The organism is Streptosporangium sp. NPDC050284 (genome assembly GCF_044459525.1).
Lineage (GTDB): Bacteria > Actinomycetota > Actinomycetes > Streptosporangiales > Streptosporangiaceae > Streptosporangium.
Window position 1 is genome coordinate 446588 of sequence record NZ_JBITIZ010000005.1, and the last position, 18186, is coordinate 464773.

Annotated in this window: 21 protein-coding genes; 2 read left to right on the forward strand and 19 right to left on the reverse strand. The window is 70.0% G+C overall.

All coding sequences use genetic code 11. The features are described from left to right. Positions 1-147: 147 nt before the first annotated feature. Positions 148-624 carry an NUDIX domain-containing protein gene (locus ACIBH4_RS15345; protein WP_364233072.1) on the reverse strand — a complete coding sequence of 159 codons (477 nt, stop codon included), beginning with the start codon at positions 622-624 and terminating at the stop codon, positions 148-150. A 307-nt stretch (positions 625-931) separates the two neighbouring features. On the opposite strand from ACIBH4_RS15345, the gene purU reads away from it, so the two are divergent. Beyond that, a complete protein-coding gene (gene purU / locus ACIBH4_RS15350) occupies positions 932-1786 on the forward strand; it encodes a formyltetrahydrofolate deformylase (protein WP_362766293.1) in 855 nt (284 codons plus the stop codon). Positions 1787-1908: 122 nt separating this feature from the next. Here the strand turns inward: purU and ACIBH4_RS15355 are convergent, their stop codons facing one another. From ACIBH4_RS15355 to ACIBH4_RS15430, 16 genes are all read right to left on the reverse strand, one after another. Beyond that, the gene (locus ACIBH4_RS15355; RefSeq protein WP_362514814.1) at positions 1909-2292 is read right to left on the reverse strand and encodes a hypothetical protein; all 384 of its coding nucleotides are present in this window, start codon (positions 2290-2292) and stop codon (positions 1909-1911) included. A gap of 28 nt (positions 2293-2320) precedes the next feature. Further along, complete coding sequence (gene hypE, locus ACIBH4_RS15360; RefSeq protein WP_362514817.1) at positions 2321-3559, reverse strand: hydrogenase expression/formation protein HypE; 1239 nt, start codon at positions 3557-3559, stop codon at positions 2321-2323. Next, complete coding sequence (hypD, locus tag ACIBH4_RS15365) at positions 3556-4683, reverse strand: hydrogenase formation protein HypD (protein WP_362766296.1); 1128 nt, start codon at positions 4681-4683, stop codon at positions 3556-3558. The genes hypE and hypD overlap by 4 nt, the downstream gene beginning before the upstream one ends. A gap of 6 nt (positions 4684-4689) precedes the next feature. Beyond that, entirely contained in the window at positions 4690-4941 is a 252-nt protein-coding gene (locus tag ACIBH4_RS15370) for a HypC/HybG/HupF family hydrogenase formation chaperone (protein WP_362514825.1), read from the reverse strand. Continuing rightward, positions 4916-5308 (reverse strand): hydrogenase maturation nickel metallochaperone HypA, encoded by a 393-nt coding sequence (locus ACIBH4_RS15375; RefSeq protein WP_362514828.1) that lies wholly within the window; start codon positions 5306-5308, stop codon positions 4916-4918. The genes ACIBH4_RS15370 and ACIBH4_RS15375 overlap by 26 nt, the downstream gene beginning before the upstream one ends. Positions 5309-5545: 237 nt before the next feature. Beyond that, the gene (locus ACIBH4_RS15380; RefSeq protein ID WP_399172201.1) at positions 5546-5650 is read right to left on the reverse strand and encodes a DUF6893 family small protein; all 105 of its coding nucleotides are present in this window, start codon (positions 5648-5650) and stop codon (positions 5546-5548) included. Next, the gene (locus ACIBH4_RS15385) at positions 5644-6147 is read right to left on the reverse strand and encodes a hydrogenase maturation protease (RefSeq protein ID WP_362514831.1); all 504 of its coding nucleotides are present in this window, start codon (positions 6145-6147) and stop codon (positions 5644-5646) included. Before ACIBH4_RS15385 ends, ACIBH4_RS15380 begins: the two co-directional genes overlap by 7 nt. Beyond that, positions 6144-7556, reverse strand: a complete 1413-nt coding sequence (locus ACIBH4_RS15390) for a hypothetical protein (protein ID WP_362514834.1) — start codon at positions 7554-7556, stop codon at positions 6144-6146. The genes ACIBH4_RS15385 and ACIBH4_RS15390 overlap by 4 nt, the downstream gene beginning before the upstream one ends. Next, entirely contained in the window at positions 7553-8185 is a 633-nt protein-coding gene (locus ACIBH4_RS15395) for a DUF6084 family protein (RefSeq protein WP_362514837.1), read from the reverse strand. The genes ACIBH4_RS15390 and ACIBH4_RS15395 overlap by 4 nt, the downstream gene beginning before the upstream one ends. Continuing rightward, a complete protein-coding gene (locus tag ACIBH4_RS15400; RefSeq protein WP_362514840.1) occupies positions 8178-8861 on the reverse strand; it encodes a DUF5947 family protein in 684 nt (227 codons plus the stop codon). Before ACIBH4_RS15400 ends, ACIBH4_RS15395 begins: the two co-directional genes overlap by 8 nt. Then, positions 8858-9550: a NifU family protein gene (locus ACIBH4_RS15405; protein ID WP_362514844.1), complete on the reverse strand. Its 693-nt coding sequence runs from the start codon at positions 9548-9550 to the stop codon at positions 8858-8860. The genes ACIBH4_RS15400 and ACIBH4_RS15405 overlap by 4 nt, the downstream gene beginning before the upstream one ends. A 39-nt stretch (positions 9551-9589) precedes the next feature. Beyond that, on the reverse strand, positions 9590-11371 hold the full coding sequence (locus ACIBH4_RS15410) for a nickel-dependent hydrogenase large subunit (protein WP_362514849.1): 1782 nt from the start codon (positions 11369-11371) through the stop codon (positions 9590-9592). Between the two features lies 1 nt (position 11372). Then, complete coding sequence (locus ACIBH4_RS15415; protein WP_362514854.1) at positions 11373-12449, reverse strand: hydrogenase expression protein HypE; 1077 nt, start codon at positions 12447-12449, stop codon at positions 11373-11375. A gap of 86 nt (positions 12450-12535) precedes the next feature. Continuing rightward, the gene (locus ACIBH4_RS15420; RefSeq protein WP_362514858.1) at positions 12536-13270 is read right to left on the reverse strand and encodes an SIS domain-containing protein; all 735 of its coding nucleotides are present in this window, start codon (positions 13268-13270) and stop codon (positions 12536-12538) included. Beyond that, positions 13257-13538, reverse strand: a complete 282-nt coding sequence (locus tag ACIBH4_RS15425) for a HypC/HybG/HupF family hydrogenase formation chaperone (RefSeq protein ID WP_362514862.1) — start codon at positions 13536-13538, stop codon at positions 13257-13259. The genes ACIBH4_RS15420 and ACIBH4_RS15425 overlap by 14 nt, the downstream gene beginning before the upstream one ends. Beyond that, positions 13535-14242 (reverse strand): phosphoheptose isomerase, encoded by a 708-nt coding sequence (locus tag ACIBH4_RS15430; protein WP_362514867.1) that lies wholly within the window; start codon positions 14240-14242, stop codon positions 13535-13537. Before ACIBH4_RS15430 ends, ACIBH4_RS15425 begins: the two co-directional genes overlap by 4 nt. A 196-nt stretch (positions 14243-14438) precedes the next feature. Here ACIBH4_RS15430 and hypF point away from each other — a divergent pair, with 196 nt between their 5' ends. Further along, positions 14439-16781: a carbamoyltransferase HypF gene (hypF, locus tag ACIBH4_RS15435; RefSeq protein ID WP_362514870.1), complete on the forward strand. Its 2343-nt coding sequence runs from the start codon at positions 14439-14441 to the stop codon at positions 16779-16781. A 63-nt stretch (positions 16782-16844) separates the two neighbouring features. Here hypF and ACIBH4_RS15440 read toward each other — a convergent pair whose 3' ends face one another. Beyond that, the gene (locus ACIBH4_RS15440) at positions 16845-17192 is read right to left on the reverse strand and encodes a VOC family protein (protein ID WP_362514874.1); all 348 of its coding nucleotides are present in this window, start codon (positions 17190-17192) and stop codon (positions 16845-16847) included. A gap of 114 nt (positions 17193-17306) precedes the next feature. Further along, on the reverse strand, positions 17307-18113 hold the full coding sequence (locus tag ACIBH4_RS15445) for a helix-turn-helix domain-containing protein (RefSeq protein ID WP_362514880.1): 807 nt from the start codon (positions 18111-18113) through the stop codon (positions 17307-17309). Between the last annotated feature and the right edge of the window lie 73 nt (positions 18114-18186).

The window sequence follows — 18186 nt, forward strand, 5'->3', positions numbered from 1 at the left end:
CGCTGCCGGCACCATCCACAAGGGATGAGATTCTTCCCCGTCGAGAGAATCCTCCTCCAACGGTCGCGGCCCTCGATCCGAGAGATCGAGGGCCGCGCAAGCTTTTCTTGTCCGCCTGTTCGTGCACTTTTCTGGCCGATGGCCGGTTCATCCCAGCACTCTGAGGCGGGAGACGACCTCCGGCAGGTCAGGAGGCTCCAGGGAGCCGGGGAGATCGACCATCTCCGCCGGTGAGAACCAGTCGCATCCGAGGTAGGTGATGTGCTCCTCGGCGGTGAACGCTCCGGTGCTCACCTCGGGGGTGCCCTCGAACCTCGCCAGATAGAACCGCTCCGTCTTGGCGTAGTCGACCCCGATCCAGCGGAACTCCCTGCGTACCGGCACCCACAGGTTCAGCACCGCCTCGCCCGGCAGTCCCGTCTCCTCGGTGAGTTCGCGCCGCGCGGCCTGCAGGGGGGTCTCGCCCGGGTCGATCCCGCCGCCCGGCGGTTCCCAGAGGGTCTGGCCGCCGACGGGGTCGCGCCAGTGCATGAGAAGCACCCGGCCTGCCCCGTCCACACAGATCACCCGGGCCGCGGGCCTGTCGCTCGGCTGAGGGTTGTCCGCGGTGTCTGGGGTCTCCACAGGGCGGGGGTCCATAGGGTGGGAGTCCATAGAGCAAGGGACGATAGCACCGCTGTCCGCCCATCGGATCAGCGCCTCGGACGGTTCCGGGGACTTCCTTGACTCCCGATACCGGCCGGTCCCGGGTGCTCCGACGGTCAGGGCGAGACCGAGTGGTTGTGGTGGTTCCGGGTGTCTGTGGTGGCCTTGAGGTCTCGTGGCCCGCCACGTGCCGGACGGCCGGATGCGGCGGCGGGATTCGCTGTACCCTGCCCAGGTCAGGTGCGAGCACCGTACGATCCGACCTCTCAAGCTCAAGGGTGAAGGCATGAGTTCCAGGGCCGAGTTTGTGTTGACGCTGTCCTGCCCGGACCGTCCAGGAGTAGTGGCCGCGGTCTCCGGTCTCCTCGCCGGGCGGGGATGCAACATCATCGAGAGCCAGCAGTTCGGTGACGCCGTGGCCGAACGGTTCTTCATGCGGGTGCAGTTCGCCTCTCCGCTGTCCGACGGGGAGCTGCGCGAGGCCTTCGCCGCGCTCGCCCCCGAGTTCGGCATGGATTTCAAGCTGCGCGACGTCTCGGTCAAGCCGCGCGTGCTGGTGATGGTGAGCAAGTTCGGCCACTGCCTGAACGATCTTCTGTACCGGATGCGTTCGGGCCTGCTCGACATCGAGATCGTCGCGGTCGTCTCCAACCACCCGGACCTGCGGCCGCTGACCCAGTCGTACGGCATCGACTACCACCACCTGCCGGTCACCCCCGAGACCAAGCCCAGACAGGAGGCGGAGGTCCTCACCCTGGTCGACCACTACCGGGCCGACCTGGTGGTGCTCGCCCGCTACATGCAGGTGCTGTCGGAAGACCTCTGCGTCAAGCTCGCGGGCAATGTGATCAACATTCACCACTCGTTCCTGCCGTCGTTCAAGGGCGCCAAGCCCTACCACCAGGCGCACTCCCGCGGTGTGAAGCTGATCGGCGCGACCGCGCACTACGTGACCGCCGACCTTGACGAGGGCCCGATCATCGAGCAGGAGGTCGCCCGGGTCAACCACACCCACTCCGCGGACGACCTCGCCGCCATCGGCCGTGACGTCGAGTGCCAGGCTCTGGCGCGGGCCGTCCGCTGGCACACCCAGCAGCGCATCCTGCTCGACGGCCACAAGACGATCGTTTTCCCACGCTGACCGCGTTTTCCGTACGTACCGCCGCATCGCGGGTCAACGGCCATATCCGATCCGGTGCGGCGGGTGATCATCCAGGGCCGATCGGGGGGACGTGTGGAACGCGGGGTCGGCGAGGCGACCGATCACCGCGTCCGGTGGCCGGGTTTCCGAGGGCTGACGCCGGTGACGTCCTCGGGGTGGGAGACGCCGTAGGGGCGTCCCCTCTCGTCGACGCCGGTCTTCTCGCGACCCTTCTCCTTCCTCCGGGAGGCGATCTTCTCGGCACCGCGGTTCTCGCTGGTGCCGACGCCGAGGGGTGACCGGGCCTTGGTGTCGGTGGAGGGAACGCCCTTGCGCTCCACCTTGGACACCACGCGGGGCGGCCCCTTGTCATCCGGAGGGGTGCCGAAGGCCAGGTTGCCCGACCTCACGACCTCCTCGCTCGCATGGCCCACGTCGCGGGAGTGGCCGCCCTTCTCGCCCTTACCATTCCGGCCCTTTTCTCCGTATTTGCGTTTGTCGTTCATGTCCGGCACCTCTGGATTTGTTCGGTGGTCAGCAGATTCTCGGTAGCGGGTCGCCGACCAGCAGGTCGACGATGCGGGTGCCGCCGAAGGAGGTTCTGAGCAGGACCAGTCCCGGCGGGTCGTCGGCGATCCGCCCGATGATCGCCGCGTCGGAGCCGAGCGGGTGGGAACGGAGTGCGGCCAGGGCCACCTCGGCGGAATCCCCGGCCACCACCGCGACCATCCGGCCCTCGCAGGCGACGTAGAGCGGGTCGATCCCCAGCAGCTCGCACGCCCCCCGTACGGCGGGACGGACCGGCACCGCGTCCTCGTCGAGGACGACGGCGACCCGCGAGGCCTCCGCTATCTCGTTGACGATCGTCGCCACCCCGCCCCGGGTCGCGTCACGCAGGCAGCGCACCGTGCCGCCGCCGCCGTCCTCAGCGCCGCAGGCGTCCAGCAGCAGGTCGACGAGGGCGTTGAGCGGAGCGGTGTCGGAGCACAGGTCGGCCTCGATGTCGAGTTCTCCCCGGGCGAGCATGATGGTGATCCCGTGCTCGCCGATCGGCCCGGACACGATGACCGCGTCCCCCGGCCGCGCGGAGGCGGCACTCAGCCGGACGGGCCGGTCGAGCATCCCGACGCCGGAGGTGGTGACGTAGCAGCCGTCCGCCTTGCCCCTCTCCACGACCTTGGTGTCACCGGTGACGATCCACACGCCCGCCACCCGCGCCGCCTCGGCCATCGAGGCGGTGACGCGCCGCAGGTCGGCCACCGGAAACCCCTCTTCCAGGATGAACCCCGCCGACAGGTAGCGGGGGCGGGCCCCGCACATGGCCAGGTCGTTGACGGTGCCGTTGACCGCGAGGTCGCCGATGTCGCCGCCGGGGAAGAACAGCGGAGTGACCACGAACGCGTCGGTGGTGAGGGCGAGCCCGTCGATGACCGCGCCGTCCTCCAGGGGCTCCAGCATCGGGTTGCGGAACGACTCCAGGAACACCGCCTCGATCAGGGTCCTGGTGGCCTTGCCTCCCGCGCCGTGCGCCAGGGTGACGAGGTCCTCCCGCACGCGCGCCCCGCGTCGCCGTACCCGCTCGATCCGGTCCAGCACCCGCTGCTCCCGGACGCGCGTCTCCTCCCTCGGGTCCTTCAGGTCCGGTAGGTGTCCGCGGCCGGGTGTCTCCTCCCTCAGGCCCGGCACCTGCCACCCGTCGGGTGGTCCCGGGGGGGCCATCTCCCGTACGGCGTACTCCTCGGTCCGCCCGTCGCCGCCTTCTGCGCCGTTCACGTCCGGGTCGCCTCCCTGACGCGCTCGCGCGAGAACCGGCCGAAGTTGTAGTACGCCGCGCAGGCGCCCTCGGACGACACCATGCACGTGCCGATCGGCGTCTCCGGGGTGCACGCGGTACCGAAGACCTTGCACTCCCAGGGCTTGAGCACTCCCTTGAGCACCTCGCCGCACTGGCAGGCCTTCGGATCGGCCACCCTCCCGCCCGGAATCCGGAAGATTCGCTCGGCGTCGAAGGCGGCGTACCGCTCGGTGACCCTGAGCGCCGACTGCGAGATGAAGCCGAGCCCGCGCCATTCGAAGTACGGCCGCAACTCCATCACCTGGCCGATGACGCGCAGGGCCTTGAGGTTGCCCTCCCGCGGGACCACCCGGGAGTACTGGTTCTCCACCTCGGAACGGCCTTCCGACAGCTGCAGAAGGATGCGGTAGACCGTGTGCAGCACGTCCAACGGCTCGAAACCGGCGACCACCATGGGCTTGCCGTAGGTGCGCGCGACGAACTCGTACGGCCGGCAGCCGATCACGGTCGAGACGTGGCCCGGCCCGATGAACCCGTCAAGGCGCAGGTCGGGAGAGTCCAGGATCGCCTTGATGGCGGGGATGATCGTCACGTGGTTGCAGAAGATCGAGAAGTTCTCGATCCCCTCGGCCTCGGCGCGCAGGACCGTCATCGCCGTCGAGGGCGCGGTGGTCTCGAACCCGATGGCCATGAAGACCACGCGCCTTTCCGGGTTCTGTCGGGCGATCTTCAGGGCGTCCAGCGGGGAGTACACCATCCGGATGTCGGCCCCCCGCGCCTTGGCGTCGAGGAACGAGCCGTTCCCGCCCGGCACCCGCATCATGTCGCCGAACGACGTCATGATCACGTCCGGCTGTCCGGCGATGTGGACGGCGTCGTCCACCCTTCCCATCGGGATGACACAGACCGGGCAGCCGGGACCGTGCACCAGGGTGACGGCCTCGGGCAGGTAGTCCTCCAGGCCGTGCTTGTAGATCGTGTGGGTGTGCCCACCGCACACCTCCATGAACTTGTAGTCCCGGCCCGGCTCGCACAGCGCGGCGATCCGCGCGGCGAGCATCCGGGCCTTCTCGGCGTCGCGGTACTCGTCGACGAAACGCATCGGCCCTCACCCCTCTTCGATCGTGGATTCTCGGAGGGCCGCGATCTCGTCCTCGTACGCCTGGCCGATGCTTTCGAGGAAGTCGAGCGCGGCCCTCGCCTCCACCTCGTCGATCTTCGACAGCGCGAACCCGACGTGGATGAGGATCCAGTCGCCGGGCGCGACGCGCTCGTCCTCAAGCAGGCCGATGTTGATCGCGCGCTTGACGCCGCAGACGTCGACCATGGCCAGATCAGGACGGTCCGACAGGATTTCCACGATCTCGCCGGGAATTCCCAGGCACATGAGAGGCCTCCGCCATCTGGATGGATTCGAGAACGAGGTCGTCGCCGCCCTCGGTGTCGATATCGGTGTCGCCGCACCCCGCGCAGAGGGCGAAGGGCTCGACGGAGGTGGACGTGCTCCCGCAGGAACGGCAGGTCATCCTCACCGGGACGATGACCAGTTCCACGTGGGCGCCCTCGGCCACGGAACCCTCGGAGATCGAGGAGAACGCCAGGTTGACCGCCGGTTCCGTGAGGCGGAGCAGGGCGCCGGCGCGGACTCGTGCGCCTCGCACCCGCCTGCCGTCCGCCCGTTTCTCCACCGCGGTGAGGATCGCCTCGGCGATCCCGAACTCGTGCATGATCGTTTCCTCTCATTCTGACGCGAGCGTGCCCTGACCCTCCTGGTTTTGCCGTCAGGTCGGGACACGCTCCGGTAGTGTGTTCGAGTCGCCGCTGGACGGGCGGAGACGTTAAACGCCTGCGGAGCTGAGGTAAGACCTGGACTCGTCCAGGCTCCTGGCTGTGAAACAGGAACCCACCAAGATGTCGCGTGAGCGACATGGCAGGAATCTTCGGCGTTCACGCCGAGGAGGACGTCACATGTTCCGCATCCTCAGGTAGCGCTTGATGTCGGGGAGCGACTGGTAGACCAGTACGGCCACTCCCACCAGCACCGCTCCGGCCAGAAGGCGCTTCAGCACGTCCGTTCCTCCTCGTGGCCCGCGGTGGCGAGCGCCATCGCGATCTGTTGCCCCGCGAGCTCGACGACCAGATCCGCCGCCCTGGCGACGGCGTCCGCGACCGGGGGACTGAGGTCCATGCCCGGCGAGGTGTCGGCGGGCTGGCAGCCGACGAGCAGGACGCGACCGGCCCTGCCGCCGAGCACGCCCACCAGCGAGAGCACGGTCCCCGGCGTCATCGAATGCGCGTCGGCGAAGGATCGCGGTACGTCGCCCGCCGACGGTTCGAGGACGTACAGGGTGCCGGGCGGCCCGTCGCGGGAGACCGCGTCGACCAGGATCGTGACGTCGTACCCGCCGCCGGTCAGCTCGTACGCCAGGTGGACGCCCCGGATGCCGAAGTCTTTGACCTCGACCTCGCCGGGCAGGTCGGCGCGGGCCAGGCGTCCGGCCACCGCGACCCCGAAGCCGTCGTCGCCGAGGAAGACGTTTCCCACACCGGCCACCAGGATCCTCACGCGCCCACCTCCCCGCCGCCGGGCGGGAGATCGCACCGTGGACCTCCGGCCGAGTCCTCCGCCGCCGACCTCCCGGTCGCCGATCGCGTCGCGGATCCCGTCGCCGGGCCCGTAGGTGAGTCGTCCGTGAGCGGCTCGACCTCGTCGGGGGCGAAGTAGAGGAAGCGGCCGTGCGATCGGTGCAGGTCGGCGCCCGGGTCCTCCTCCAGGGTGACGGCCAGGTGGTGGGCACCGTCGAGATCGAGGAGCACGGCCTCGACGTGGGCGGTCCTACCGGCGAGGAACATGTCGTGCGCGTCGGCGCGTCGTCGGCCGGGAACCAGCCTGACCCTGCTGCCCCTGGAGACGGCCACCCCGGAAACGATCACGCTTTCTGTCTCCGGGGAGACCGTGGCCTCGGCCGCCGGACGGACCGCGCCGTGGAGTCGTTCCAGCAGCTCCGGTGGCGTGCTGCCGACCATGTCGATGAGCTCGGCCACCCGGGGGTCGGTCTCCCGGGCCTCCCGCGCCTCCGAGTCGGTGAGGGTGAGGGTGCGCAGGTGGAGCATCTCGTCGATCTCCGTGGAGTCGAACAGGGGTCCGGGGCTCTCCGGCGCGATGTCCGGGTGGTCGTAGAGGATGATCGGAGAGGACAGCACCACGTCCCGATGGCCCGGTTCGCCCACGAGCACCGGCCAGGTGTGCTCGTTGCGGCAGGTCTCCACGGCGGGCCGGGCCCAGTTCGGCGGGTCGAGCAGGGAGACGAAGGCCCCGGCGGTCACCGCGATGAGCAGGTGCGCCGAGATCAGCGAGTGCCGCAGCGCCTGCTCGCGCGGCGCGCCCAGCGGTTTCCATGGGTCGGTGTTCTCCACCCGGACGCGCAGCTTGACGAGGTCGTAGGGGCCCGGCACCAACTCGGCGGAGACCCTGAGCGCCGCGTTCAGCGGCAGGTGCTCGGAGACGAGGCGCCCTATCACCTCTTCGGACGGCGCCACGATCGGCTCGACCACGCGGTCCCCGGGAATCCGTACCTCGATCACCCGCTCGGGGGCGTCGAGCAGGCCGGCGATGGGAAGTGTCACCTCCGACTCCCGCTCGGTCGCCTCGTCGAAGGCGAGGTAGGTCCGGTGGCCGTTCCGCAACTGCTGGACCGGCCAGTAGCCGTCGTCCTCGGCGCGCTCGACGCCGCGCGTCCTTACGTGCAGGAAGCGCAGGTTCAGGTGCGCGACGGCGTACGCGGCCCCTTCGAGGAGGCATTCGGTCACGCTGTACGGATACTCGGCGGTCGCGGTGAACCCCGGGGGGACGAGCACCCCGAACTGCCAGCGCACCTGGTTCTTGGTCGCCGAGGCGCGGTAAGGGTAGAGAAGGTAGCCCTCGTAAAGCACCGCGTCCGCCACCCGCCGCGCGATGTCCATCGGAACGCTCATCGCCGCGTCTCCTTGAGCAGTAGTTCCAGGGTCTCGTCCCAGGTCGCCAGGGCGCGCCCGGACTTGAACCTGCTGAGTTCCCGCAGCGTGCCGCGGCGCAGCCGCAGCCACCCCGAGTCCGGGAAGTAGCGGTCCATCAGCTCCCGCCACACCGCCACCGGCAACCGGCAGCGGGCCTCGCGATGCCACGGCACCTGGCTCACCGAGAAGCCGTCTCGTGCCCTGGCGAACACCGTGCCGTGGAAAAGCATGAGCATCGGGATCTCGCCGTCCTCCAGGGCGGCGAAATACCGGCCCGCCGACACCTCCAGGTCGTAGCCGCACGGCACCGGTACGTCGATCTCGGTGCTTCCGGTGAACGCCGGGACCATGACGGAGACGTCGGCGAACCGCAGGGGCTTCAGCGTGTCGCCCCAGCGCGCCGGGTCACCGAACAGGTCGCCGAGCAACTCCGCCTCGCCGGCGCCGTGGCGCCGCAGGTGGGGCTCCACCCGGATCTGGCAGCCCAGCGCGACGGTGTGCACCCCCGAAGGGGAGGGGGCGGTGACGCGCAACCGGAAGACGAGCGTCGGGAAGGCCGCGTACGCCTCCGCCCGCACACCCACGCAGTCGAACGTGATCTCATCCACCGCCCTCACCACCTCGGACCGGTGGTACGGTGCGGCTGCGTCCGCGCAGGTCGGCGAAGAAACCGTCGATCGCCTCCCGCGCCTCCTCACCGCCGTCGAAGCCTTTCCAGTGCAGCCGCACCAGGCCGACCAGCTCGTAGCAGGCGTCGATCGGCACCAGATGGCAGGCGAAACCGCCGTCGGGACGGCGGTCCACCAGGAGCGCCTCCACGTCGGGCCGGACGTCGGCCATCTCCGGGTTGTTCGCCAGGACGCGCCGCCACGTCTCCAGCGGCAGCAGCGACTCGGTGGCCCCGGCCGGGCTCGGGTAGAACGCCACGGTCCGGTCCATCGCGGAGTTGTGGAAGAAGAAGGCCGTGCGGACCGGGATCTGCATCTCGTCCCAGTCGGCCGCGCCCAGCAGGAAACGCGGGGCGTGAAGGTAGCGTCGCGGGACGGCACAGTAGCGTGCCCGGCCGCCCGTGTCACGGGTGAACAGCAGGTAGCAGGCCCGGCAGGCGCACAGCAGCCCCCGGCTCTCGACATTCACGACGTGGCCGTGCTCCTCGCCCGCGGGGGCCGCGCACAACTCGCACAGCGTCGTCTGTGTCGCTGGTGTCTTTGGCGTCGTCGGCGACCCGGCGGACCGGTCCGTCCGGGGCGGCTCGCGGAACCTGCGCAGCCCGGTGGCCGTCACGACACCGGCTCCGGCTTCGCCGTCTGCGGTGACCCCGATCCTGGCTCCCGCCCCGGATCAGGGGCCGGTCCCGGCCCTGACCTCGGCGCCGCTCCCGGTCCTCGCGCCGCTCCCGGGGCCGACCCGGAGCCCGGAGCCCGCTCCGGAACCGGGCACGGGCCGGGCGCGCGGCGCTGGATCTGCAGCAGCCCCTGCCGCCCGTCGCTCACCCCCTCGACCTCCACCCCCGACACCTCGGGCGCCGCCTGGGTGACGGCTCGTTCGATGGCGTCGGTCACTGTGACCAGCGAGGACGGGCAGCCGTGGCAGGCGCCCTCCAGACGGAGCCGCACGATCCCGTCCTCGCCCACGCCGAGCAGTTCCACACCGCCCTCGTGCGACCCCAGGTGGGGCCGTACGCTCTCCAGCGCGTCGCGGACGCGTTCGGCCGTGCTCAGCGGGTGCAGGTCGTGCAGCACCAGCAGCCCGGACACGAGCGGGTCGCCGACCATGCGGCCCAGCACCTCGGCGGCTTCGGCATCGGTGACGATCTCGACGACGCGTTCCAGGCCGGCGCCGTACAGCTCGACGAGGGCACGTACGAGGTCCTCGGCCTTGGCGCGTGTCACGGCGTCGCTCAGCGCGCCGAGGTCGGCGATGAGCGCCTCGACACGATTGCCCGTCGCCTGGACGTCATGTGTTCGCGGCATCTGCCAGGGCCCCCTTTCCTGCGCCGGGAAGCGGTCGGTTCACTGGGTGTCGAAGGCGTGGGGGGTGTGCACCCTGCGAAGCTCCTCGCCGCCGCCGAGGTACATGTGCACCCCGCACGGCAGGCACGGATCGAAGCTCCGCACGGTGCGCATGATGTCGATGCCCTTGAAGTCCTCGGGCGGGTTCTCCTCGAAGATCGGCGTGTTCTGCACCGCGTCCTCGTACGGCCCCGGCGTGCCGTGCACGTCGCGGACGCTGGCGTTCCAGGGCGTCGGCGGGTACGGGTGGTAGTTGGCGATCTTCCCGTTCCTGATCACCATGTGGTGGGAGAGCACGCCCCGCACGGCCTCGGTGAAACCGCAACTGATCGTCTCGTCGGGAACCGTGAACGGCTCCCAGGTCTGGGTACGGCCCGCCCGTACCTCGGCCAGGCCCTGCTCGACGAAGTAGAGCGCGCACGCCGCCGCGTAGGCCTGGAAGTAGGTGCGGGCACGGTTGCGCTCCAGGGCGTTGGACAGCGGCTGCCCATTGAACTCGGGGATCTTCCACTCGAACGTCTTCTCCGGCCTCAGCGCCGTCCGAGGCAGATTGATTTGCACGCTGTGGCCGGTCGCCCTGACGTAGCCGATGTCGACCTTGCCGGACAGCGCCGTCGACCAGAGCCTGGCGATGGGCCCGCCGCCGGTGTCGAGCGCGAGCGCGTCCTCCCCGTCGAACCAGCGGGGCGACATGACCCAGCTGTACCTGTCGCTGAAGTCGCGTTTCTGCGGGTGTGGGATGGTGTGCTGGTTCCACGGGTGCCGGATGTCGACCGGGTTGCCCAGCGGGTCGTGGGTGACGAACGGCTCCTGGTCCTGCCAGTCGTCGTAGTAGGAGCTGCCCAGCAGGATCCGGATGCCGAGGTTGATGTCGACCAGGTCGTTGGTGACCAGCCTGCCGTCGACGATCACCCCCGGCGTGACGTACATCTCGCGACCCCAGCCGCTCATGTTCCGGTAGGTGAAGTCGCAGTGCTCGGGGTTCTGGAAGCTTCCCCAGCAGCCGAGCAGCACCCGCCTGCGGCCGACCTCCTCGTAGCCGGGCAGCGCCTGGTAGAAGAAGTCGAACAGGTCGTCGTGCATGGGCACGACCCGTTTCATGAACTCGACGTAGCGCATCAGCCGGGTCAGGTAGTCGGTGAACAGCTGCACCGTCGCGACCGTGCCCACCCCGCCCGGATAGAGCGTCGAAGGGTGTACGTGCCTGCCCTCCATGAGGCAGAACATCTCGCGGGTGAGGCGGCTCACCGCGAGCGCCTCGCGGTAGAACTCGCCCTCCAACGGGTTCAGCGAACGCATGATGTCGGCGATGGTCCGGTAACCGTGGTCGCCCGCGTGCGGGGCCTCGGTGCGCTCGGCCATCGCCAGCACCCCGGGATTGGTCTCGCGGACCATCTTCTCGCAGTAGTCGACCCCTACCAGGTTCTCCTGGTAGAGGTTGTGGTCGAACATGTACTCGGCGGCCTCGCCGAGGTTGACGATCCACTCGGCCAGGGCCGGAGGCCGCACCCCGTACGCCATGTTCTGCGCGTAGACCGAGCAGGTGGCGTGGTTGTCGCCGCAGATCCCGCAGATGCGGCTGGTGATGAAGTGGGCGTCGCGCGGATCCTTGCCCTTCATGAAGATGCTGTAGCCGCGGAAGATCGACGAGGTGCTGTGACACTCGGCGATCCGCCGGTTCTTGAAATCGATCTTGCAGTAGATGCCGAGACTCCCGACGATCCTGGTGATGGGATCCCAGGCCATCTCCACGAGGTCGGGGTTCTGCTCCGAGGTTGTCATGTCAGCTCCAGGGCGCCTTGTAGCCGGTCAGTAGCTCGCGCCCCTTGTGGCGCCATCTGGGTTCCTTGTCGACGGTCCGCAGGGTGACGCCGCGCAGCGCGCGGACGACGGTCCCGTACGCGCCGCTCACCGTCGAGGAGATGTGGGCGCCGGGCGGCTCGTCCATGAAGGGCATGAACTTGTCGGGGAAGCCCGGCATCGTGCAGGCGATGCAGATGCCCCCGACGTTCGGGCAGCCGCCGATCCCGTTCATCCAGCCGCGCTTGGGGACGTTGCACCGGACGACCGGTCCCCAGCAGCCGATCTTGACCAGACACTTCGGGGAGCCGTACTCAGTGGTGAACTGGCCCTGCTCGTAGTAGCCGGCCCGGTCGCATCCCTCGTGGACGGTCTGGGTGAACAGCCAGGTGGGGCGCAGCGCCTCGTCGAGCGGGATCATCGGTGCCTGCCCGGCGACCTGGTAGAGCAGGTAGAGGAGCGTCTCGGAGAGGTTGTCCGGCTGCACCGGGCAGCCCGGCACGTTGACGATCGGCAGTCCCGCCTTGGACTTCCAGTCCCAGCCCAGATAGTCGGCGACGCCCATGGCCCCGGTCGGGTTCCCCGCCATGGCGTGGATGCCGCCGTAGGCCGAGCAGGTGCCCGCGCACACGATCGCGGTCGCCTTGGGCGCGAGCAGGTCCAGCCACTCGCTGGTCGTCATGGGCTGGCCGGTCTCGGGGTTGTTGCCGAACCCGGACCAGTAACCCTCCTGCTTGATCGTCTCGTTCGGGATCGAGCCCTCGACAACCAGAACGAACGGGTCCAGCTCGCCACGTTTGGCCTTGAAGAACCACTCGATGAAGACATCGGCGCCCTGCATCGGCCCGGACTCGAAGTCGATGAGCGGCCAGTGCACGGCCACCTTGGGAAGCCCGGGAAGCGCGCCGAGCACGATCTCCTCGATGCTCGGCTGGGTCGCCGCGGTGAGCGAGACGGAGTCACCGTCGCAGCTCAGCCCGGCGTTGATCCACAGTATGTGGACGACGGGCTCCTCCCGCCCCTGAGCTCTGCCGTTCGCTGTGTCCGTCGGCGCTGCCATGACGCCTCCCACTCCTCGTGATGTCTGCGGAACGTGAAGGGGGAGGGGGTTCTCCTCACCCGGGCTGTGCGCCCGGGCTGCCGGGCTCACCCCGGGCTGTGCGCTCGCGGTATCGGCGCCGATCCGAGCGCGTGCCAGGTCAGTTCCCGAAGGACGTGGTAGAGGGTGGTCTGCGCCTCCTGGATCCGGTGCACCGAGGAGGAGGGGACGACGAACAGGTGGGCCAGGACGCCCCGCTCGGACAGTTCGGCCAGCCTGCCGCCCCCGCCGCCGGCCAGCCCGACGGTGAGCATGCCCCGGTGGGCCGCCTCCTCGAACGCCCGGACGACGTTGGCCGAACCGCCGCTCGTGGACAGCCCGACGGCGATGTCCCCCGGACGGCCCAGCGCCGCGAGCTGCCTGGCGAAGACCACCTCGAAGCCGACGTCGTTGGAGAGCGCGGTAACCACGGCGACGTCACCGGTCAGGCAGAGGGCGGGCAGGGCCGGGCCGCCGCAGGGGTGCAGGAAGGCGGTGGCGACCTCCTGGGCGTCGGTGCTGCTCCCGCCGTTGCCGAAGCTGAACAGCCGCCCGCCCGCGACGAACCGTGCGGCCATCTCCCCGGCGCACGCCGCCAGCTCCGCCGCCGACTCCTCGCCCATCCGCTCGCGCAGCCGTACGATCTCGCCGGTCTTCTCCACGGCCGACCGCGTCGCCTCCGCCTCCACCTCGGCCGTTCCGAAATCGGCCTGGCCGAGGTGCTCGTCGTGCTCGGGGTGGGCGTAAAGGAAGGGGTACAGATCGCGCACGCCCTCCGCGGGCGTTTCGTCAAGCGCGCTCATCGCCGTCCTCCTCCTTGGCGTCGTCGTCGCTTTCCTCGTCGCTCTTCTTGTCGCTTCCGCGCGCGACGACGGCGATGGCCTCCCTGGCGTGGACGAGGACGGTATCGCCCACCGCGGGGTCGACCAGTGCCACGCTCACCTCTTCGAGGACCCCGCCCGCGTCGACGATCGCCAGGTCCCCCTCAAGGAGCCTGACCACGCTCATCGGCAGTGCCTGGTCGGAACAGGTGACGCAGACACCGTCGGTGCAGTCTTCTGGCCCGTTCATCGGCCCGCCTCTCGCGCGGGCGGACCGAGCCGGTCGAGGAACACATGAACCAGCTCCCACAGCAGGTGGTAGGTGGTGACGTGGATTTCCTTGACCACGGCCGGCTCGTCGGACGCGGCGACCAGGACATGGTCGGCCGGAAGGCGACCGGCCAAGGCGCCGGTCAGGGCGATGGTCAGCAGGCCGAGCTCCCCGGCGGTCTCCAGACCTCGCAGGACGCTCGGACACCGGCCGTCGCGGAAGATCCCCAGGGCTGTGTCGGCGGGGTCCGCCCAGTGGCGCACCTGGTGGGCGAAGACCTCGTCGCCGCCCCCGCCTTTCCGGCTGTCCCCGCTCTGCCGGTGGTTTCCGTTCTTTCCGCCTCCGGTCCCGCCTTTTCTGCGGTCCCCGTCGCTCTCGCGGCACTCATCGTTCATCCGGTCGGCCGTCGCGGCGTCGCTGCTCAGCGCCACCGCGGGGAGCGCCCTCTTGCCCACGACGACCGGGTGCATGAACTCGACCGCGATGTGCGCGGCGTCCGCGCTCGCGTCGCCGAACACGATCAGCTTGCCGCCGAGACGAAACCTCGCGGCCATGGCGCGGGCGGCACACGCGACACGCTCGACCTCACCCGTCAGAGCGCGCCCGGCGTGATCCCGTCGCGCGAAGGCGGCGATCACCGTCGACTCGGTGACCGGTATGACCACCGGTGGTGAGAGAGGCATCGTTCGCGTACTCGGTGTGCCAGGCATGTTGACGCTCCGTATTTCTCACGGTAGTCGCCACATTACGATTGGCCGTTTCAGCCCCGACACCCCCGGCTCGACAACCAACGGCAAAGCTCTGATCATCCACGTAACCTTCCCGTCCAGATCATGCGAGCCCCGGAGGCATTCCCGTGGGGACGGGAAGGATGGCGGGATGGGCGCGGGGCGGGGAGCACGGATCAGGGTCAGGATCAGGGTCGAGGGAATCGTGCAGGGGGTGGGATTTCGCCCCCACGTCCACGTCCTCGCCCGGCGCCTGAGTCTGTCCGGGTGGGTGGGCAACGACGACCGGGGCGTGTTCATCGAGGCTGAGGGGGAGCCCGGTGACCTCGCGCGCTTCCGGAAGGGCCTGCGGGACCAGGCCCCGCCGCTGGCGGCGATCCACCGCCTGACGGCCACCGAGATACCGGTACGCGGGGACCGGGGGTTTCGCGTCGTGGCCAGCCGAGAGGGGAACCACCGGTTCACCCTTGTCTCATCTGATGTCGCGACATGTGATGACTGTCTGTCCGAACTGTTCGACCCCGCCGACCGGCGTCACCGCCACCCCTTCGTCAACTGCACCAACTGCGGGCCGAGGTTCACCATCATCCGGGACGTCCCCTACGACAGGACCGCCACCACGATGGCCGGGTTCGCCATGTGCGGGGAGTGCGAGAGGGAGTACCTCGACCCGTCGGACCGCCGTTTCCACGCCCAGCCGATCTGCTGCCCGGCCTGCGGCCCGGTCCTCCGCCTCCTGGAGGGCGGCTCGCATGTTCAAGGACCTCTCACCGGGCATCCCGGTGAGAGGCTGGACGGTGGCGCCGATCCGATCGTGGCGGCGACACGGGTGCTGCGAGCGGGAGGCGTCCTGGCCGTCAAAGGGCTAGGCGGGTATCACCTGGCGGTCGACGCCACCGACGAGGAGGCCATCCGGATCCTGCGCTCCCGTAAGCGCCGCGAGGAGAGGCCGTTCGCGGTCATGGTCCCCGACCTGCGTACCGCGCGGGCGCTGTGCGAGCTGGACGCCGAGGGCGAGCGGCTGCTCACCGGCTCCCGGCGCCCGATCGTGCTGCTGCCCCGCCGCCCAGGAGCCGCGGTGGCCGAAGCGGTCGCGCCGGGCGACCGCCGCCTCGGTCTCATGCTGCCGTACACGCCGGTACACCACCTGCTCGCCGCGGAACTCGCCCGACCGTACGTTCTCACCAGCGGAAACCTCTCCGACGAGCCCATCGCCTACCGCGACGGCGACGCGCTCGCCCGGCTCGCCGGGGTCGCGGACGCCTTCCTCACCCACGACCGGCCGATCCACGCCCGCGCCGACGACTCGGTGCTCCTCGCCGTAGGAGGGGGCGCGATGCCGCTGCGCAGGTCCCGGGGGTACGCCCCGGAGCCCTTGTGGCTCTCACCGCCCGCCCGCCGGGCCGTACTCGCCTGTGGCGCCGAGCTGAAAAGCACGTTCTGCCTCGCGCGGCAGGAGCACGCCTTCGTCTCCCACCACCTCGGCGACCTGGAGAACTACGAGACGCTGTGCTCCTTCACCGAGGGGATCGAGCACCTCCGGCGCCTGCTCGGCATCACCCCGGCGCTCGTCGCCCACGACCTGCACCCCGAGTACCTGTCCACGAAGTACGCCCTCGATCTGGAGGTGCCCGGGTCGGTGGACCTGACCGGTGTCCAGCACCACCACGCGCACATCGCCTCCTGCCTGGCCGACAACCGGGAGTGCGGCCCGGTCATCGGGGTGGCCTTCGACGGTCTCGGCTACGGCACCGACGGCACCATCTGGGGCGGTGAGTTCCTGGTGGCAGACCTGGCGGGCTTCACCCGTGCAGGGCGCCTGGCGCCGGTGCCGATGCCCGGTGGCACCGCGGCGATCAGGCAGCCCTGGCGGATGGCGGCCGCGCACCTGCACGCGGCCTATGGTGACGCGCTCCCCGAGGACCTGCCGGTCAGGGTTCGCCACGGCCCGCGCTGGGACGAGGTGGTCGCGGTGGCCGAGTCCGGGACGAACTCCCCCCTCACCTCCAGCGCCGGACGCCTGTTCGACGCGGTGGCGGCGATCCTCGGGCTCCGCGACACCGCCGGATACGAGGGGCAGGCCGCGATCGCCCTGGAGCAGTGCGCCGACCCCGTGGAGAAGGGCGCCTATCGAGCCCGGATCGTCGACGATGGGCAGCTCCTGACGATCCGGGCCGCGGACCTCGTCCGCGCGGTCGTCGAGGACACACGTGCCGGTGCGGTTCCGGCGCTGGTCGCGGCCCGTTTCCACAACGGCCTCGCCGCCGCTGCCGCACGGGTGTGCGCGCGGCTGTGCGAGGACACCGGCCTCGGCACGGTCGCCCTGTCGGGCGGGGTCTTCCAGAACCGGCTGCTACTCGACGGTCTCGTGACCGCCCTCCGGCTACACGGGCTGCGGGTTCTGACCCACCGCGCCGTCCCTCCGAACGACGGCGGCATCAGCTTCGGCCAGGCCGCCGTGGCCGCGGCCCGCGACACCCTCGGCCTTCCCTGAGCGGGCACGCTGCTACCGGGCCTGGACCACCGGGCATGCGGTCGCCGCGCCGGGACCGCCGTATCAGGGCCGGTACGTGCCGAAGTACCAGATGTTGCCCTCCAGATCCTTGCAGGCGTAATCGCGGGAGCCGTACTCCTTGTCGGCCAACTCCATGGTGACCTCCGCCCCGGCCGCGACGGCCCTGGCGTGGTGGGCGTCGGGGTCGTCCACGGCGACGTAGACTCCCGGCCCTCCAGGTTCGCCCGGACCGGTCATGATCATTCCGGTGCCGACGATCAGCTCCCCGTGACCGATGCTCCCGTCGGGAGTCGTGGTGAGCTCGTGGACCTCGAAACCGAACGCCTGGACCAGCCAGTCGACGGCCTTGCCCGCGTCGCGGTAATGGACCAGTGGATACACCGTTCGCATGTTCTCTCCTCCCTTGTAGTGATCACCACGATGTCACCGGTGGGAGCGTCAGGGCTTGGAAAAATCTGACCTGTGGACTTCCTCCCCACGGAGGTCCGCGCCCAAGATTTTCGATCACCCGATGGCACGAGGGAGAGACGCCAGAGCACGGGGAGTGACGCCCGCCATGGCCCTGAACTCGCGGTTCATGTGGGCCTGGTCGTAGTAGCCGCAGACGGCGGCGGTGTCGGCCGGCGACATGCCGGACCTCAGGCGGCCGGTGGCGTGCTCGAAGCGCAGCACCCTGGCCACGGCCTTCGGCGCCAGCCCGATCTGGTCGTGGAAGCGGGAGACGAGATGCCGGTGGCTCCATCCCAGCTCAGCGGCGATCGAGGCCACGGACACGGTGCCGCGGGTGGCGACCAGCCGCTGCCACGCCCAGCCGACGCGGCGGTCGGGCGCCGGTGCGTCGCCGATGCGCGCGCTGAGCGCCTCGTCCAGCAGGGCGATTCTGGCGGCCCCACCGGGGGCCTCCACCAGCCGCTCGACCGTTTCCGCGGCCCACCCCCCGAGCACCTCCTCCAGCGGGACCACCCGGTTGGCCAGCTCCCGCAGGGGCATCCCGAGCAGCCGCCTGGCCCCGAGCGGTGTGAGGTTGACCTGCACCCCCTCGGCGATCCCGGTCGTGGTGGTGTCGACGTAGGTGTCATGCAGGCCACCGGCGAACGAGGCCAGCCGCTGGGCGCCCTCGGGGCCGTTCAGCGTCAGCGGCGCGCCGAACCCGAAGATCATGACGACCCCGGCGAACGGCGGCTGCCGCCGGGGCATGGGATCGGCGTAACGCTCGGTGTAGGCCGACAGGTGCGTGACGTAGGGCCGCAGGAAGGCTCCCGGCTCACTCTCGGTGAAGGTCAGGCCCTCGGACGTCGCCGCGTCGTTCACGCCCCGACCATAGCCGCCGCCCCAGACAGTCCGGCAGCCCCGACCGTGCCGCGACCATGGCCACAGCCCTCGA

Bases quoted from the DNA above. Each gene is read 5' to 3' on its own strand.
- ACIBH4_RS15420 (WP_362514858.1), bottom strand. From the start codon at position 13,270: ATGAGCGCGCTTGACGAAACGCCCGCGGAGGGCGTGCGCGATCTGTAC.
- hypD (WP_362766296.1), bottom strand. From the start codon at position 4,683: ATGCGTTTCGTCGACGAGTACCGCGACGCCGAGAAGGCCCGGATGCTC.
- ACIBH4_RS15355 (WP_362514814.1), bottom strand. From the start codon at position 2,292: ATGAACGACAAACGCAAATACGGAGAAAAGGGCCGGAATGGTAAGGGC.
- ACIBH4_RS15415 (WP_362514854.1), bottom strand. From the start codon at position 12,449: ATGGCAGCGCCGACGGACACAGCGAACGGCAGAGCTCAGGGGCGGGAG.
- ACIBH4_RS15430 (WP_362514867.1), bottom strand. From the start codon at position 14,242: ATGCCTCTCTCACCACCGGTGGTCATACCGGTCACCGAGTCGACGGTG.
- ACIBH4_RS15375 (WP_362514828.1), bottom strand. From the start codon at position 5,308: ATGCACGAGTTCGGGATCGCCGAGGCGATCCTCACCGCGGTGGAGAAA.
- ACIBH4_RS15390 (WP_362514834.1), bottom strand. From the start codon at position 7,556: ATGAGCGTTCCGATGGACATCGCGCGGCGGGTGGCGGACGCGGTGCTT.
- ACIBH4_RS15405 (WP_362514844.1), bottom strand. From the start codon at position 9,550: ATGCCGCGAACACATGACGTCCAGGCGACGGGCAATCGTGTCGAGGCG.
- ACIBH4_RS15410 (WP_362514849.1), bottom strand. From the start codon at position 11,371: ATGACAACCTCGGAGCAGAACCCCGACCTCGTGGAGATGGCCTGGGAT.
- ACIBH4_RS15425 (WP_362514862.1), bottom strand. From the start codon at position 13,538: ATGAACGGGCCAGAAGACTGCACCGACGGTGTCTGCGTCACCTGTTCC.
- ACIBH4_RS15440 (WP_362514874.1), bottom strand. From the start codon at position 17,192: ATGCGAACGGTGTATCCACTGGTCCATTACCGCGACGCGGGCAAGGCC.
- purU (WP_362766293.1), top strand. From the start codon at position 932: ATGAGTTCCAGGGCCGAGTTTGTGTTGACGCTGTCCTGCCCGGACCGT.
- hypF (WP_362514870.1), top strand. From the start codon at position 14,439: ATGGGCGCGGGGCGGGGAGCACGGATCAGGGTCAGGATCAGGGTCGAG.